The 15165-nt window shown below is 46.4% G+C and carries 14 protein-coding genes; 7 read left to right on the top strand and 7 right to left on the bottom strand.

Annotated elements, in window-relative coordinates; genetic code table 11:
* Positions 1–30: 30 nt before the first annotated feature.
* Positions 31–1317 (bottom strand): sensor histidine kinase, encoded by a 1287-nt coding sequence (locus ACUALS_RS18900; RefSeq protein WP_454449391.1) that lies wholly within the window; start codon positions 1315–1317, stop codon positions 31–33.
* The gene (locus ACUALS_RS18895; RefSeq protein ID WP_005472294.1) at positions 1301–1975 is read right to left on the bottom strand and encodes a response regulator transcription factor; all 675 of its coding nucleotides are present in this window, start codon (positions 1973–1975) and stop codon (positions 1301–1303) included. The genes ACUALS_RS18900 and ACUALS_RS18895 overlap by 17 nt, the downstream gene beginning before the upstream one ends.
* 221 nt (positions 1976–2196) lie before the next feature.
* Between ACUALS_RS18895 and ACUALS_RS18890 the strand changes: the two genes are divergently transcribed.
* Entirely contained in the window at positions 2197–2643 is a 447-nt protein-coding gene (locus ACUALS_RS18890; protein WP_454449390.1) for a GNAT family N-acetyltransferase, read from the top strand.
* A gap of 16 nt (positions 2644–2659) precedes the next feature.
* Here the strand turns inward: ACUALS_RS18890 and ACUALS_RS18885 are convergent, their stop codons facing one another.
* On the bottom strand, positions 2660–3553 hold the full coding sequence (locus ACUALS_RS18885) for a cation diffusion facilitator family transporter (RefSeq protein WP_454449389.1): 894 nt from the start codon (positions 3551–3553) through the stop codon (positions 2660–2662).
* A 207-nt stretch (positions 3554–3760) separates the two neighbouring features.
* A complete protein-coding gene (locus ACUALS_RS18880; protein ID WP_005472238.1) occupies positions 3761–4639 on the bottom strand; it encodes a LysR family transcriptional regulator in 879 nt (292 codons plus the stop codon).
* Positions 4640–4784: 145 nt separating this feature from the next.
* On the opposite strand from ACUALS_RS18880, the gene ACUALS_RS18875 reads away from it, so the two are divergent.
* The gene (locus ACUALS_RS18875) at positions 4785–5363 is read left to right on the top strand and encodes a class I SAM-dependent DNA methyltransferase (RefSeq protein WP_331399660.1); all 579 of its coding nucleotides are present in this window, start codon (positions 4785–4787) and stop codon (positions 5361–5363) included.
* A 47-nt stretch (positions 5364–5410) separates the two neighbouring features.
* Here ACUALS_RS18875 and ACUALS_RS18870 read toward each other — a convergent pair whose 3' ends face one another.
* A complete protein-coding gene (locus tag ACUALS_RS18870; protein ID WP_454449388.1) occupies positions 5411–7399 on the bottom strand; it encodes an acetoacetate--CoA ligase in 1989 nt (662 codons plus the stop codon).
* A gap of 216 nt (positions 7400–7615) precedes the next feature.
* Here ACUALS_RS18870 and phhA point away from each other — a divergent pair, with 216 nt between their 5' ends.
* Together phhA and ACUALS_RS18860 are read left to right on the top strand one after the other, a co-directional pair.
* Positions 7616–8413: a phenylalanine 4-monooxygenase gene (phhA, locus tag ACUALS_RS18865; RefSeq protein WP_454450051.1), complete on the top strand. Its 798-nt coding sequence runs from the start codon at positions 7616–7618 to the stop codon at positions 8411–8413.
* Entirely contained in the window at positions 8406–8735 is a 330-nt protein-coding gene (locus ACUALS_RS18860) for a 4a-hydroxytetrahydrobiopterin dehydratase (RefSeq protein WP_005472312.1), read from the top strand. Before phhA ends, ACUALS_RS18860 begins: the two co-directional genes overlap by 8 nt.
* A gap of 43 nt (positions 8736–8778) precedes the next feature.
* Here the strand turns inward: ACUALS_RS18860 and ACUALS_RS18855 are convergent, their stop codons facing one another.
* Both ACUALS_RS18855 and ACUALS_RS18850 read right to left on the bottom strand, forming a co-directional pair.
* On the bottom strand, positions 8779–11136 hold the full coding sequence (locus ACUALS_RS18855; protein ID WP_454449387.1) for an EAL domain-containing protein: 2358 nt from the start codon (positions 11134–11136) through the stop codon (positions 8779–8781).
* A 157-nt stretch (positions 11137–11293) separates the two neighbouring features.
* A complete protein-coding gene (locus ACUALS_RS18850; protein WP_454449386.1) occupies positions 11294–11863 on the bottom strand; it encodes a hypothetical protein in 570 nt (189 codons plus the stop codon).
* A 56-nt stretch (positions 11864–11919) separates the two neighbouring features.
* Here ACUALS_RS18850 and ACUALS_RS18845 point away from each other — a divergent pair, with 56 nt between their 5' ends.
* The 3 genes from ACUALS_RS18845 to secD all read left to right on the top strand — a co-directional run bounded on the left by ACUALS_RS18845 (position 11920) and on the right by secD (position 15163).
* Complete coding sequence (locus tag ACUALS_RS18845) at positions 11920–12588, top strand: hypothetical protein (RefSeq protein WP_454449385.1); 669 nt, start codon at positions 11920–11922, stop codon at positions 12586–12588.
* 102 nt (positions 12589–12690) lie between these two features.
* Entirely contained in the window at positions 12691–13167 is a 477-nt protein-coding gene (locus tag ACUALS_RS18840; RefSeq protein ID WP_454449384.1) for a hypothetical protein, read from the top strand.
* A 166-nt stretch (positions 13168–13333) separates the two neighbouring features.
* Positions 13334–15163 carry a protein translocase subunit SecD gene (gene secD / locus ACUALS_RS18835; RefSeq protein WP_454450050.1) on the top strand — a complete coding sequence of 610 codons (1830 nt, stop codon included), beginning with the start codon at positions 13334–13336 and terminating at the stop codon, positions 15161–15163.
* Positions 15164–15165: the final 2 nt, after the last annotated feature.

Raw genomic sequence — 15165 nt, 5'->3', positions numbered from 1 at the left:
GAGGTGAAATTTCCACTAATTTAGTAAGGTTTAATTGAATAAAATGCGTGCGCGCAAGCCAGGGTGATTATCTTTGAATATTAGCTCGGCACCGTGCTGATGAACCACCGCATCAACCAATGATAGCCCTAAGCCATTGCCATGCTCGCTGCGACTTTTGTCAGCGCGATACATCGGTCGGCACACGTTGGGTTTGTCTTTATCAGCAATGCCGATTCCACTGTCGGCAACCACAACACCTAACCTATCAACAACCACATTGATTTGACCATTTTCTGGGGTGTACTTAACGGCGTTTTCAACCAGATTAAAAATCGCTCGGAACAGAAGCGACGGATCCCCTTTGACTTGGCAGATTTGGTCTTGCCGAAAGGTGAGCGAAAGCTGTTTTTGCTCGGCAATAGGCGAGATAAATTCGATCGCATCTTGGCTGATTTTGGCTAAATCAACGGGCTCGGCTTGTAAGGTAACTTGACCACTGTTGATTTTCGCAATTTCTAGCATGCTATTAAACAACGATAAGATGAGCTCCAACTCGTCATGACACGCAGAAATTTGAGCTTGCTGAGCTGGGCTCAACTGCTGATGTGACAGAACATCTTCTAGCCTCAGCTTAAGGCGCGCCATCGGTGTTCGCATATCATGAGCCATGCCGACCGTGAGAGATTTCAATGTTTGCTCTTTTTTCGCCATTTGTTCAATCATGTAATTGAGGTGAATGGCGAGAATGTCGAACTCATCGTCTTGTTGTGATACCTCTAACTTCACATCGCGCTCGCCGCACAGGACTCGGTTCATCGCTTTGTTGACGTTTTCGAGTCGGCGCAAGATCAAAATGGTGAAAAACAGAGCCGCGACCAACATAACCGCAATGGGTAACACAATACTAGAAAGGACGATGGGCACCAGCGCGTTTCGATACGCTTCAACTACTTGGGGATTGACGCCTATTTCGAGTTTAACGTTATCTCCAATCGCGATATTGGTCGTGTCATTGGGCAGTGAGCTAATCGGATAGAACTGAGTAGTGTAAGTCGGCTCTATGTGTTCAATTAAGCGATAATAGAAAGGGGTATTGGACGCTTTTTTCGCTTGGAGTAGTTTTTCAACCTCTTCCCGACTCTGTTCGGCAAGGTAACTGAATTCCATGATTTCGTCATTCAGTTGTTTGGTGAGCTGCTCGCGATGAAAGCTGTCAGAGTCGATGTAGACTTGCCGCACGACCATAATGTTAATGATAGCGATAACCAAAAAAAGCCCGATTAAGGTTTTAAAAACAGATGATCGCGTGAGGGTATAATCATCGACGAAGGACATAACCCGCTCCCCGAACCGTGTGCAGTAGATCACGACATCCCGCTTCTTCAAGTTTGCGGCGCAGGTTGGCTACGTGAACATCAATGACATTGGTTTTTGGATCAAAGTGATAGCTCCAGATACTCTCAAATAAACGCATTCGTGAGACAACCTGTTCACTGTGCTCAATAAAGTGCTGAATCAACTGGAACTCTTTGGGCTGAAGTTGCAACTCGGTATTGTTGCAGGTAACGCGATGCGCACGGAGATCGACCGTTAAGCAGTCGTAGCTGAGCGTCGAGTGCGGCTTAGTTTGACGTTGGTTACGGTGAATGATGATATCAACACGGGCAATAAGTTCTGCCAACGCGAAGGGTTTGATGAGGTAATCGTCACTGCCTGCTTGAAGCCCATCGACGCGGTCTTCGACGCTGTCCATGGCACTCAGAATAAGGACGGGTAAATGCTCTAAAGTCGCCTTGATTGCAGATAGGACTTTCATGCCGTCCAAATAGGGCAGCATTCTATCTAATACCACCAAGTCATACTCGCCACTTAGCGCCATCATCAGACCACTGTTGCCATCTTCTGCTTGATCAACCGTGTAGCCATGCTCTTGCAGTCCCTTAGCAACAAATTCTCGCGTTGTTTGGTCATCTTCTATAATCAGCAGTTTCACATTCACTCCTTGTTTACGCGCGTCATATCATATCCGATTCACCAGCAATTGGGGGGAATAAAAAGAAGGCTCGCGTGACTAATGCGAGCCATAACGGTCTAGGGGGTAAACCGAAAAACTCTAATAATATTAGAGGCTTTTATTATCTGCTCCTTGCCATTGAGGTAGGATTTATGAAACATTAAGTTTTCTTAATCTTGGGCAGACAAGAAGGAACTTGGATGAAGTTAGAGTTTGTTACGGTCGAAACGAATGAATTTGAGCGACTGTTTGATGTAGTGAAACAAGGGTTGTTTACTCACGTTGATAAGGTCTTCGGCTGGGATGATGATTTTCAGCGCGAACGATTGAAAAACAACTACCAATCATCTTGGTTTCATTGGGTAGTCAAAGACGAAGAACAAGTCGCTTTGGTCTGTTTTAAGCCATACGAAAACGCGGTTCACTTACACTTTTTGATTGTGTTTCCTGATAAGCAACGAAAAGGTATTGGTCAGCAAGTGATGGCACAGATAGAACAAATGGCGAAAGGTGCTGGCTGCGAGAAAGTGACCTTATCGAGCTTTGTTGTTAACAGTGGCGCGACGTCACTGTATCAAAAACTGGGTTATCAAGTGGTGGAGACAGACGAAGCGTTTCTATCGATGGCTCTTAACCTAAAAGAGTAAAGCCGCATAGAGCGGCTTAACTAGCAATGTTCATTGTCAGATTAAGATCCAGAGAGAGCTTAGACAGTTTGTCTTTCAGCACTCGGCGGGTTTTCTCAAGCTCCGCCACGGGTACTTGTGAGCCTTTGGCGTGAACATCAAGATTGACACGAAGCTCTCGTCCTACTTTGGTCACAGCGGCGACTTCCAGATGTTGCTCAACCTGTTGGTCTAATGCTGAGACTTCGGCATCGACAGTGGTAATGATATCGTCACTGGGTTTCATCATCAGCAGCTCACGCATCGCTTCTCTGAGCATATCAAACGGCACCTTAATGAAGTAGAAAGACATCAAAATCATCATCATTGGGTCTGCGTATACGGCGTATTCTGCGTACGATGACAACGAGACGAGCCATGCTGCGATAAAGCCTAATGTAACCGCAACACTTAAGAGCGTATCCATTTGCCACTGGGTTGCTTCTGCTTCAATCAATCCTGAAGAGAAACGTTTTGATTTGTTGGCAATGTAGTACCAACCGTAACCACAGCCGATGACATTGACCAAACCAAAGAGGGTCGCGATTGAGGTGTCGACTTCACGGCCGCCTGTAAACATGGACTGAATAGCCGAGTAAAGTGAGTAACCCACAACCAACAGAATCACGCTGCCTTTAATGGCGATCACCACTGGTTCAAGAATGGCTTTACCAAACGGAAACTGGCTACGTGATGGACGCTCAATGTAGCGAGAAACAGCGAGTGACAATAAAGTTAACAGCAAACTCACTAAGGAATAGACGCCATCAAAAACAATCACTAGCGATCCGACAAGCAAACCAAGCACTAAGCCACCACCCGCGAAGCCAGAGGCCAAAAGGGCTGAAAAGGTCAGTGTTCGTTTTTCGTTTAAGCTTGTCCTAGCACACATAAAATTATCTCAATGGAAAGTACCTCTATAGTTTTCTGAATTTTTGACCATTTAACAAACCCAATCGGTATGAGTGCTCGTTATTGATAGAGGTAGTTTCAACTAAGTGTTTACATTTCAATGAGTTAAACGTTTTATGTGGTGTCAAATATTTTGGCGGTCAGTGATTTTGACCGTCAAAATATTTTAAAAATGAAGAATGACCGTTTAGAAATCGAACAAATACTCGTTCAATTTGTCCGCAAGCCAGCTCATGCCCGGGTGTTCCGTCATGCCTGCCGCGGTAAACATGCAGTAGTCTTCTTGGGTTAAACCGTAAGTGTGTTTGATCACCGCTAACTTTTGTTTTCTCAACAAATGACGAATCAAAGGTTCAGGTAACACGCCCCATGCTTCTTCTTCCAAGATCGTGTTGAGCATATAATCAAAGCTGGAAAAGCCAATGTGTCTGAGAGAAAACGGCTGAAGTTCTGGGTTGTCTTTTTCATTTAGGTAAACCATGACAGCTTGCATGGCGTTACGCAGCTCGTCATCGGACACGCGGCGCATTTTACTTAGGGGATGATCGGCGCGACATACCGACATCATGCGGATTTTCCCTAGTGGCTGATAGGTGATATGGGGATCATCGATTCGCTCATAATCGACTCCGAATGCAAAGTCGACCTGTTGGGTGGCAACAAGGTTGGCAAGGTCGCCACTGGATGCAAGAACAATGTTGAATGCGGTTGCCGGGAAGCGGTTATTAAGTTTATGAGAGAGCTCATGCCACATTTCATCAGGCAGGGAGTCATCACGCGCTATCCATACTTCTGCGTTGAACTCTCCGGACACTTGGGCGCAAGTTTGGCGAATACGGGCCGCGGTAACCAGTAGGTTCTGACAGTCTTTATAGATTGCTTTTCCTGCTTCGGACAGGGCCAAGTGATTACCGCTACGGACGAACAGTTCAATGCTCAAATCTTTCTCTAACGCTTTGATTGCCATACTGAGCTTGGTGCGATTGCACTCAAGTTGACGAGCGGCTTCCGATACGGAGCCTGTGTCCGCGACGCTACAAAATGCTTCGATTTGAGATAAGTTCATTGTTTAGTCGATATGAAAGATCTTTTGCCAGATAGTACAACAATAATCGCAGATTGTCCGTTTTGCGGAACGAAACGCTAGGAATTTCATGCAGTTTTGATACTCTTGGGCGATGCCAAATGAATGAAGTTATAGGGAGATCATGATGGCTACTAGTTGGGATGATATCGCGGCAGATTGGGACAAAGACAAATCGACCGGCGAATACGCAAATAAAGCGTTCGAATCGTTGTCAGGTATCATTAATATTCAAGGCGCTCGCGTTCTGGATTTTGGTTGTGGGACGGGATTGCTTTGCCAAAAGTTATCACCATTGGCGAAAGAGATTGTCGCGCTTGATAGCTCAGAAGCGATGATCGAGCAGCTTGATAGGAAAGAGCTAGAAAACGTCGAGCCAGTAGTGGATATTCTTAGCCGTGGACTGGTTGCAATGCACCCTGCGTTTCGTGATCAGTTTGACCTTGTGGTGGCGTCCTCGGTGTGTAGCTTTCTTCCTAACTATGCAGACGTTGCGGATATCATCTATAGCTTGTTGGACCAAGGAAATCACTTTGTGCATTGGGATTGGTTGTCAGAGCGAGATGAAGTGGGCGGCATGACTTACGAACACGTCGAGCAAGTGCTGACCAGTGTCGGCTTCGAAGAAGTCACTGTAACGACCCCATTTGAGATAGAAACTCCGCAAGGTACACTCAAGGTGTTGATGGCTGTTGCCAAAAAATAAACCAGCATTTACTCACAAAGCCCGGCGTTTTCAGCCGGGCTTTTTGATCAATTGGCGTATTGAATGATTTCCTCCAGAACGGCTGGGTTGGCGATCGCGCCTTTGTTCTTAACCTCTTGACCATGCAGTACTTGCTTGACCGCAAGTTCCACCAGTTTCCCAGATTTCGTTTTAGGGATCTCGCTCAGCGGATAAATCTCACTAGGTACATGTCTTGGCGAGCATTTTTGCTTTAGCGTGGTACATATCTGCTCAACCAAAGCGTCATCAAAAACATGGGATGGCTCCATTTGAACAAATAACACGATCTTTTCATCGCCATCCACATGTCGCGACACGGCAATTGAATCTTTAATTTCGGTGAGTCCATTCACTTGCTGATAGATTTCCGCCGTCCCGATCCGCACTCCGCCGGGGTTTAGGGTGGTGTCACTTCGACCGTAAAAGACCATGCCACCGCTTTGGGTTAGCGCCACGTCATCCCCGTGATGCCATGTGTTGTCGAACTTGTTCCAGTACGCGTCATGGTAACGTTCTCCGGTATCACCCCAAAAACCGAGTGGCTGATTTGGGAAGCTGTTTCTACAGACTAACTCTCCTCGTTTACCCGTAATTTCGATACCGTGTTCATCGTAGACTGCGACGTCCATACCTAAGCCCGGACCTTGGCACTCACCACGGTAGACAGCCGAAATGGGGTTACCCAAAACAAAACATCCGCAGATGTCGGTACCGCCTGATATAGACGCCAAATGTACGTCGACTTTGATGTCGGAGTAGACGAAGTCAAACTGATTTGGGTAAAGCACCGAGCCGGTGGAGCAGAGGGTTTTAAGGCTCGACAGATCATAGCTCTCTGCGGGTCTAAATGCTGTTTTTTCTAGTGCTTCTAAGTATTTGGCAGAAGTTCCAAACAAGCTGACTTTTGCTTCATCCGCCAGTTGCCAAAGCACATCTGGGTTGGGGTACATCGGGCTGCCATCAAAGATCACTAGGGTTGCGCCACTCGCCAACGCAGAGACATGCCAATTCCACATCATCCATCCACAGGTGGTGTAATAGAAAACCCTATCCTTTGGCTGAATATCGCAGTGAAGTTGATGCTCTTTTAAGTGGTTGAGTATGGTGCCGCCTACAGAGTGGACGATACATTTGGGTTTCCCTGTTGTGCCCGAAGAGTAGAGCACAAACAGAGGGTCGTTAAACCCGATGCGCTGATAATGGGTACCTCGAGGGAGAAAGCTTGCCAATATCGCTTCCCAATCAGAAAACGTTTCGTTACTCATGGAATCGGTGAAGCCTTGGCGAAGGTAATCAATTTGGCAGGTATTGGTGATGCTTGGCAATGAGGCGACAATTTCTCGGTTCTTGTGCTCCATATTGAAGGTTTTACCGTTGAACTGATAGCCGTTGCAGCAAAACAGAACCTTGGGTTGCACCTGACCAAAACGTTCTGTCACACTTTCGACGCCAAAATCGGGTGAGGTAGAGGTCCATATCGCCCCAAGGCTGGTGGTTGCCAACATAGCGATAACTGTTTCCGTCATGTGCGGCAGGTAACCCGCAACCACATCGCCTTGGCCAACGCCATTGTGAATAAGCCATTGCTGTAAAATCGACACTTGATCGCACAGTTCTTGCCACGTGGTTTTTTGCGATTCGCCCCGTTCGTTCTTAAACCAGATGGCGATATCGTCAGGCGCTTGGAAGGCCTGAGCAAGTAAATTTTCGGCGTAGTTTAGCTGCGCTTGAGGAAACCAAATGGTATCGCGGCTGGGTTGAAACTCCCCCCAGCGGGCCAATCCTTCGCCATGAATGCAGTCGCCTTTAAAACCAATGACATCGCAAAACTGCCAAATTTCCAACCAAAAATCTTTCTTTTGTTTGACCGACCACTGATGTAAATCTCTGTAATTATTGATGTTGTGGCCTTGAATCTTAACGTGGTTGATGAATTGTTGAAGATTAGAAGACTCAATTCTTTGTGGGCTTGGAGCCCAGATCGGCTCGTTGTTACTGACTTCACACTGCGACATGACATCCTCGTCGATGATTTCCTTGTTGTTGTTTAAGTCTTGTTGGAAATTTATACAAAGTCAAACAAATGGACCATATTCAGAGTGCTGATAAATAAGAGAAAAAATGTCAAATGTAAAATTATTGTTACACGCAATTTGACCCAGATGTAGCGGGTTAAATTGTCACCAATCACTCATCGCGATAGGCTTTATGTAACGAAATTGTTAAAGGAAATAGCAATGACGCAGTACGTATCTAAGCCAGTGAATGAGCAAGGATTTGTTGAATGGACGCAAGAAGAAGATACCATTTGGCATGACCTCGTTACGCGGCAACTGGCGTTAATAGAACAGAGCGCGTGTAAAGCGTATTTGGATGGATTGCAAATGCTTGATTTACCGATCGAGCGTGTTCCTCAGCTGCCAGAAATTAACCAAGTGCTTTTGAGGGAGACAGGTTGGCAAGTCGAACCTGTGCCTGCACTGATCAACTTTGACCGCTTTTTTGCGTTACTCGCGGATCGCAAATTTCCTGTTGCGACGTTTTTGCGAAGCCGAGAAGAGTTCGACTACTTACAAGAGCCGGATTTTTTTCATGAAATCTTCGGTCATTGTGCCATGTTAACCAATCCGCAGTTTGCTGAGTTTACTCAGACTTACGGCATGTTGGGCAAAGAGGCCAGTGCAAAGGAGAGAGTCTATCTCGCTCGCTTGTATTGGTTTACGGTCGAGTTTGGTTTGGTGCGTGAAAATGGACAACTTAAGATTTTTGGCGGGGGCATCCTTTCTTCTCCAGGAGAAACCAATTACGCCCTGAGAGATGCTAAGCCGCTACGAGAATCATTTGATATACATACAGTGTTAAGAACGCCATATCGAATAGATATTATGCAGCCAGAATACTTTGTACTCGACGATATTGAACAGTTATACAAACTCAGCAAAATGGATTTGATGTTCCATGTTAAACAAGCGATGAAGGCAGGGCTTTTGCCGCCATTATTTGAACCAAAGGAAGTGACACATGCTTAATGAATTACGATGCGAAGCGTGCACAAGCAGTGCAGTAGCATTAGGTGAAGAAGAACGACGACTACTCTTAACGGAACTTGATGGCTGGACGATGCTAGAGCGAGACGGCATTCCACAACTCGAAAAAGTCTATACTTTTAAGAACTACAAGTTGGCGTGGGCATTTGCGAATTTAGTGTCTGAGCTGGCAGAAGAGGAGTTCCATCACCCATCCATTTTGCTTGAATGGGGCAAAGTCACGGTAACTTGGTGGAGCCACTCGATTAAAGGCTTACATCAAAATGATTTTATCTGTGCAGCCAAATGTGACCGCTTAGGTTAAGTTACGGATTACCCTTTCCAAAGCCTGCTTCATGCAGGTTTTTTTATGCACTTTGTCGATTTTGTTGATTTAAGCATTGTTCAAGCTTACAGACGGTCACTGGTTTAGATTTTAGGTAGCCCTGCACATAGTGACACTGATATTGAGTCAAGATAGCCAGTTGTTGTGGCGTCTCGACCCCTTCCGCGACCACTTTTAAATCTATGGTGTGGGCGAGGTTGATGATGGCTTGGCAAAGGCTATCTGCGTTGGTTTGGCCAAGTGCGATGCGACTGACAAAGCTGCGGTCAACCTTGATCACATCGACCGGATAGTCATTGATGACTGAAAGTGAAGAATAACCCGTACCGAAATCATCGAGATAGAGGGTGATCCCTAGGTCCTTGATTCGCTGCAGTTGCTGCGCGCTGCAGTCGTCACTCAAAAGCATGGATTCTGTGATCTCAACGCCGATGAAGTGAGCTGGAAAGTCACAATGATTTAATAAGCGTGATAGCGTTTTATAGATGTGTTCTGACTCAAACTGCTTGGCGGAGACATTGATGTTAATCCGTGGCATCACTTTAATCGCTGGGTCGTGCCACAAGCGTTGCAGAGTTTTACAGCATTCCTTCGCTACCCAGTCTCCAATCGAGATGATGAGCCCTGTTTCTTCGGCGATTGGAATAAACTCATTAGGTGAGACGTGGCCAAACTTAGGATGGTTCCAACGAAGCAGCGATTCAAAACCAACAATGTCATCCGATTGTGTTTCATAGATAGGCTGGTAAACCAGCGAGAGCTGCTTCAAAGCCAGTGCGTTGGTGAGCTCTTGCTCGAGCGTGAATCTCTGCTTGGCTTTTTGGAACATGGTCTCGTGAAAGAAAACCACTTTGTCATGACTGGAGCTCTTTGCTTGATACATTGCGGTATCGGCTTCGCGCAGAATCTCCGTCAGGCTTCGATTGTAATCAGTGACGATCGAAATGCCGATACTGGCACCTATGTAACAGCGTTGACCGTCCAATATGTATGGTTGGCTGAGCAGTTGGGCGTAGCGTTTGCAAATCTGACTCACTCTCTGCTTATCGGTTAGCTCAGGTAAACAGATCACAAACTCATCCCCGCCAAATCGAAAACTCACATCGTGGTTGCGACAATTTGCGGTTAAGCGTTGGGCGACAAGTTGAAGCAACCTATCGCCATGCAGGTGGCCCATCGAGTCATTGATGACTTTAAAACGATCTAGGTCGATAAACAGGATAGAAAATCCTTTGGTTTGCCCTAATTTGAGTTGAGCTAGCCGCAGTTCCACCTCTTGTGCGAGGGCACTTCGGTTGGATAAACCGGTCAAGCTATCCTTAACCGCTTGAATGGCAAGTGATTGGGTTTTTTCTGCGATGACGCGATCAGAGACTTTCAGGCGCGTCGCATAAAAGTTGGCGGACAGTGTCGCGCTTACTGTTAGAGCAAGAATCAGTGCAACCAGAGTGGCGCCATACATGGCGGTACTTCCCGTCCTATCGACCATTGACACCGACACTATCCAGTGCTGGTCAAAAAGCGCATTGTAGTAAGGCTTTTCAAGTGTGACGGTACGTTCGGACAGCTTCTTATCACTGAGTGACGTATTGATATGTGATTGGAAAATGACTTTATCTGCGGCTTCTGAATAGACCGAAATGTGGCTGTCGGCTGAATTAATGTCCTCTTTCCAGGTTAGGCCTAAGAGTTCGTGTAGGACGATATTGGCAACCAAACATCCTTTGAGTTGTTGGTTGTCCGTATACAGCGGTAGAAACAGTCGAATGCCTGTCTGGTTGTCGTGCTCATAGTGAGCAACACCAATTCTGTTGTGGTTAAACGATTGTGTGATTGCATAGAGGTTTTCTGTTCGACTTTCGAGTCGCACTCCCAAGTCATCGCTGGCTTCGAATATCGACGAGACGTAGTAGATAGGGAGGGTAGAACCTTGCAAAAACGTCGGCAAGTGGATTTGCGGATCAATAGGTGGCTCGATTCGATAACCAAGAAATCCATGCGTTGCGGCGGCTTTTTCTAACTGAGGAATCTCTTCGATGGCCGTTTTAGGCGCCCAAACAATCGAGTGAACACCGCGATCTGTTCCTGTTTGACCTCTGAGAAATTGTTCAAACTGCCGTTGCGATGCCTGATTACTGTTTTCTAGAAAAGCACGAGTCAGAAACATCAAATGTCGCGTCGAATCGAGTGTTTGGCCAAGAGCATGAATCTTCGTCTCTAAGCGTCGTTCGAGTTGTGCTTCCATCTGTTTGGATTCGTAATAGTAAACGGTCGCGACACTTGTAATGGCAAGCAAGATGCCAGCTAGCCAAATGAAGGCAACGTGTTTAATAGACAGTGATAATTTCAAAGCGATAGATATGGATGGTTGGCGTGCCATAAATGGTAATGATAAATGACATTTATGCAAATGATAATTAATATCATGTGAAATTTTTATAAACTATTGATGAAAATGACAATAAATGAAGATTGTTTGTGAGAAGCGCGGATTTTTATCAAAAGAGACACAGAAAGTTACAAACTTTTCTGCGTATCTAACGGTCAGGTGGTGGATTAGAAACCGCCATCAACGTAGAGAGTTCTAGGCGGTATCGATGTTGGATTGTGGCTAATTTAGACAGTAGTTCGCTTAAACTCGCGAGTAGGGCGTCATTGCTTTTAACGTAGTTATCACTAATAACGCTGTTTGTGGCGTAGCGCGCATCATGGCAGTGGGCACCAAGTTCGCGCCATTGAGTTCGCGTCTCTTTCACGTTTTGCTGAAGTCGAGATATGAGTTGGCTCTCTTCGCTGATGGCCTGAATAAGATGTCGAGAAGACTCCATTTGCAGCTCAAACTTCTGTTTTGCATTTGGCGTTCCTGTGACCCAAAGTGTATTGAGCTCTTGTGAAGAGAATGCTTGGTGCAAAAAGGGCTGATGTTGATGGTATTGGAGAAGGCGGTTAAATCTCTCGGCATGTTGGTTGTAACTGGCATCAATCTTCTGCTGTATTTTGACAAGTTGATCCCACGCCTTTGCATCGCAGTGTGCCGCAGTGCCATGAAAGGGTAAAGTGCAGAGCCAAGCTGCCGTTATAGTAGAAGTAAACGAGAGCCATTTCATCTGAATGTGAGCGTAAGTTCGGATGTAATAAGTATAGGAAAAGAATCGGCATCACTATGAAAAAGATAATTATGATTGTTTTGCTGCTGGTCGGTATTGCGTGTGCGGGAGGGGGATATTACATCTTCTATCTTAAACCCAAACAAGATGCGGAACTGGCAAGTCAGATGGAAAATGCCGAGGAGCCAATAAAGCCGCTCAACATCGTTAAAGAAAAACCTCAACCGCCAAAGCCACCTGTTACCGATTACTACGTCAGCCCCGAAAGATTGGGTGTGCGCGAGTCGCCAGACCATAGCGCGTTTGTTGAGAGTGTCGTTTACCGTGGTGACAAACTGCATGTGCTTGAAAAGAAAGATGGTTGGGGAAGAATCTCGGCGTACTATGTGTACGAGGAGGGTGGGCCGGAAGTGGCTGAGTGGGTTCCAATGGACGCACTACTAGAGGTAGCACCTACCATCACCAAAGATGAGCGTAGAGAAACAGTTAGCAGTTACATTGAAGACTCCGATGATTTCAAAGCGCATTTTGAAATGTTTGTGAAGAAAACCGATCAGTTACTCAAAGACAAAACGTGCACACCGGAAGACTTTGAAGAAACTAAAGGCTGGATGCGCTCACTCACCTTTAACGAGCGTGATGTTTACTTCGTTTATTGCGGAGGTCTAAAACAAGCAAATAAGATTTACTTGGACATACGCAGTGGTGAGATTTTCTACCGCTAGTAGGGTCTACCAAAACTGAAAGCTTAAGTTTTAGATAATTTTAGTTGTCGCGGCGCTTTCGAGGGCCTACTATCCACGTAATTGATTTGATAGGTTACGTGAATGTACCAACGGGTGATAACACTTCTTTGGCTTGCTTTGTTTGCGATGGTTTTACCAGCGCATGCAGTGGCGTATTTAAGCCAAACTGAAAGTGATATCGGCGCCCGACTTGACCCTTCTTCAAGCCAATTTGCACCGCTATCAAAAAATGATGCTCAGGCTCTTTTTGATGCATCTCGAAAAGCACAAGACTCCAGTTCTAGTCCTGTTTCTCAGTCGGAAGGTACGATTGATGTTGTTGCCATCATCAACCTCAACCGATGGGGGATGTCTGGCCGCATTGCTGACGAATCGGACTCAAATCAAGCAGAGTCTAATCTCGCTGACCTCAATCCATCTTCACCTTATAAACCCTATTGTCACCCATTACCAGTCAATGAGTACTGGGTTGATGATGCCTTGACATCCAGCCATCGCATTTCTGGTTGGAAAGAGTCTAACGCCCTCTACGTCGCTCTAAACAGCCAATTCGCTTAATCCATTCTAGCGAGTCGTTAATGCTATTAGCGACATTCCAAGTTTGTCGTTTTTGATGCTTCCGTGACGTTCTCACGCAGAAGTCAGTGGCGACCTATTGCCGATTTTCGCCCTTTACGCAAGTTGAAGGGGCGAGCACATACTATGAAAAATTATGAAGCGAAATATGGCCAATAAGGCGAAAAGTGCGCGAGTGATGAATCGTTACTCGGCGTGGAAATATGTGGTGCTTGTCGTCACGATTGTACTGTTAGCACTGAGTGCTATACCTACGTGGTATGGCGAACAGCCCTCAATTCAGGTGACAACGTCACAAGGTGGTGGCGTGCTCAACAACCCTGCGGAGCTAAACCGCTATTTAGATCAGCACAATATCAAAGCCGATCGCATTGTGCAGCAGGGCAACAGCACGACCTTGGTGTTTGAAGATGAAACTCAGCAAACTCATGCACGTGAAGTGCTAAATACCTTGATTGGAAAAGAAGACTCGATCTCTTTCTCCTACGTTTCGGTGGCACCAGAGTGGTTGGGAGAGCTTGGCTTTAGTCCGATCAAACTGGGTTTGGATTTGCGCGGTGGTGTGCAATTTCTGCTGAATGTTGATATCGACAAAGCGTTCGAAGAACAACGCAACGTTTTGATGGATGAAATGCGAGACATGCTTCGTCAAGAGCGTATTCGCGGGGTGAAATTTGCTCAGGTTGGCGTCGACGGTTTTGATGTCAAGAGTGAAGCTGGAGAGTCACTCTCTCGCGTGGCTACTTATCTCAAGCAGAATTATCCAGGCTGGGATGTTAAACGCCATTCCGACTATCTGGCGGTAAAACCAACTCAACAAAACAAGACAGAGTTCCAAACCATTACTATTACGCAAAACCTAAAAATCATGCGTGATCGTATCGAGGAGTTGGGTATCACAGAAGCTGCGGTGCAGCGTCAAGGTGAACACAGCATCCGAATTGAGCTACCCGGCGTTCAAGACCCGTCTCAAGCGAAGAACGTCATCGGTGCGACCGCGACCTTGGCGTTTCACGAAGCAAAATCGCCATCGGAAGGGGTGAGCTACGGAGATATTGTGCTGCAAGACAATGATGGTCGCGATGTGGTGCTTGCCAAGCGTGCCGTCTTAACGGGTGAACACATTGTGAACGCGCGTGCTGGTATCGATAAGATGGGTTTTTCAGAAGTTAACATCTCATTGGATCATGCTGGCGGCAAGATCATGAGTGATTTCTCTGGCAGCCATATTGGTAAACCGATGGCGACCGTCTACAGCGAGTACACGACCAATGCGAAAGGTGAGACCGAGCGCAGTGAACGTGTTATCAGTGTTGCGACGATTCAATCGCAGCTAGGCAGCCAATTCCGAATTACCGGTGCTGGCTCTATGGAAGAGGCACAGAATCTTGCTCTGCTACTTCGTGCAGGTTCATTGACTGCGCCAGTCACGATTGTTGAGGAAAGAACCATCGGCGCATCACTGGGTGCAGAAAACATTCAAAATGGTTTTGCTGCTCTAGGGCTCGGCCTTGCGATGACTTTAACCTTTATGGCGCTTTGGTATCGCCGTCTAGGCTGGGTGGCAAACGTCGCACTGTTGATCAATATGGTGAGTCTACTGGGGCTTATCGCTTTGCTACCTGGCGCAGTGCTGACCTTGCCTGGTATCGCTGGCTTGGTATTGACAGTCGGTATGGCGGTAGACACCAACGTTTTGATCTTTGAGCGAATCAAAGACAAGCTCGCAGAAGGGCGTACATTTGCCCAATCCATAGACTTAGGATTTGGTAGTGCGTTAAGCACCATCTTAGATGCCAATATCACCACCATGATTACCGCAGTCGTGCTTTATTCAATTGGTAATGGTCCAATTCAAGGCTTTGCGCTGACTTTGGGGCTAGGTCTGTTGACCAGTATGTTTAGCGGTGTGTTCGCATCTCGCGCAATTATCAACTTAGTTTGGGGACGTGACAGTCGTCGCGATGTGAGGGTTTAATC

It is taken from the genome of Vibrio sp. NH-7 (assembly GCF_053643215.1).
This window is presented reverse-complemented; position numbering and strand designations above follow the sequence as displayed.

Excerpts from the sequence above, each read along its gene's own strand:
- ACUALS_RS18870 (WP_454449388.1), bottom strand. The coding sequence starts at position 7,399 with ATGTCGCAGTGTGAAGTCAGTAACAACGAGCCGATCTGGGCTCCAAGC.
- ACUALS_RS18840 (WP_454449384.1), top strand. The coding sequence starts at position 12,691 with ATGTACCAACGGGTGATAACACTTCTTTGGCTTGCTTTGTTTGCGATG.
- ACUALS_RS18885 (WP_454449389.1), bottom strand. The coding sequence starts at position 3,553 with ATGTGTGCTAGGACAAGCTTAAACGAAAAACGAACACTGACCTTTTCA.
- ACUALS_RS18890 (WP_454449390.1), top strand. The coding sequence starts at position 2,197 with ATGAAGTTAGAGTTTGTTACGGTCGAAACGAATGAATTTGAGCGACTG.
- ACUALS_RS18860 (WP_005472312.1), top strand. The coding sequence starts at position 8,406 with ATGCTTAATGAATTACGATGCGAAGCGTGCACAAGCAGTGCAGTAGCA.
- ACUALS_RS18850 (WP_454449386.1), bottom strand. The coding sequence starts at position 11,863 with ATGAAATGGCTCTCGTTTACTTCTACTATAACGGCAGCTTGGCTCTGC.
- ACUALS_RS18900 (WP_454449391.1), bottom strand. The coding sequence starts at position 1,317 with ATGTCCTTCGTCGATGATTATACCCTCACGCGATCATCTGTTTTTAAA.
- ACUALS_RS18845 (WP_454449385.1), top strand. The coding sequence starts at position 11,920 with ATGAAAAAGATAATTATGATTGTTTTGCTGCTGGTCGGTATTGCGTGT.
- ACUALS_RS18880 (WP_005472238.1), bottom strand. The coding sequence starts at position 4,639 with ATGAACTTATCTCAAATCGAAGCATTTTGTAGCGTCGCGGACACAGGC.
- ACUALS_RS18855 (WP_454449387.1), bottom strand. The coding sequence starts at position 11,136 with ATGGCACGCCAACCATCCATATCTATCGCTTTGAAATTATCACTGTCT.
- ACUALS_RS18875 (WP_331399660.1), top strand. The coding sequence starts at position 4,785 with ATGGCTACTAGTTGGGATGATATCGCGGCAGATTGGGACAAAGACAAA.
- secD (WP_454450050.1), top strand. The coding sequence starts at position 13,334 with ATGGCCAATAAGGCGAAAAGTGCGCGAGTGATGAATCGTTACTCGGCG.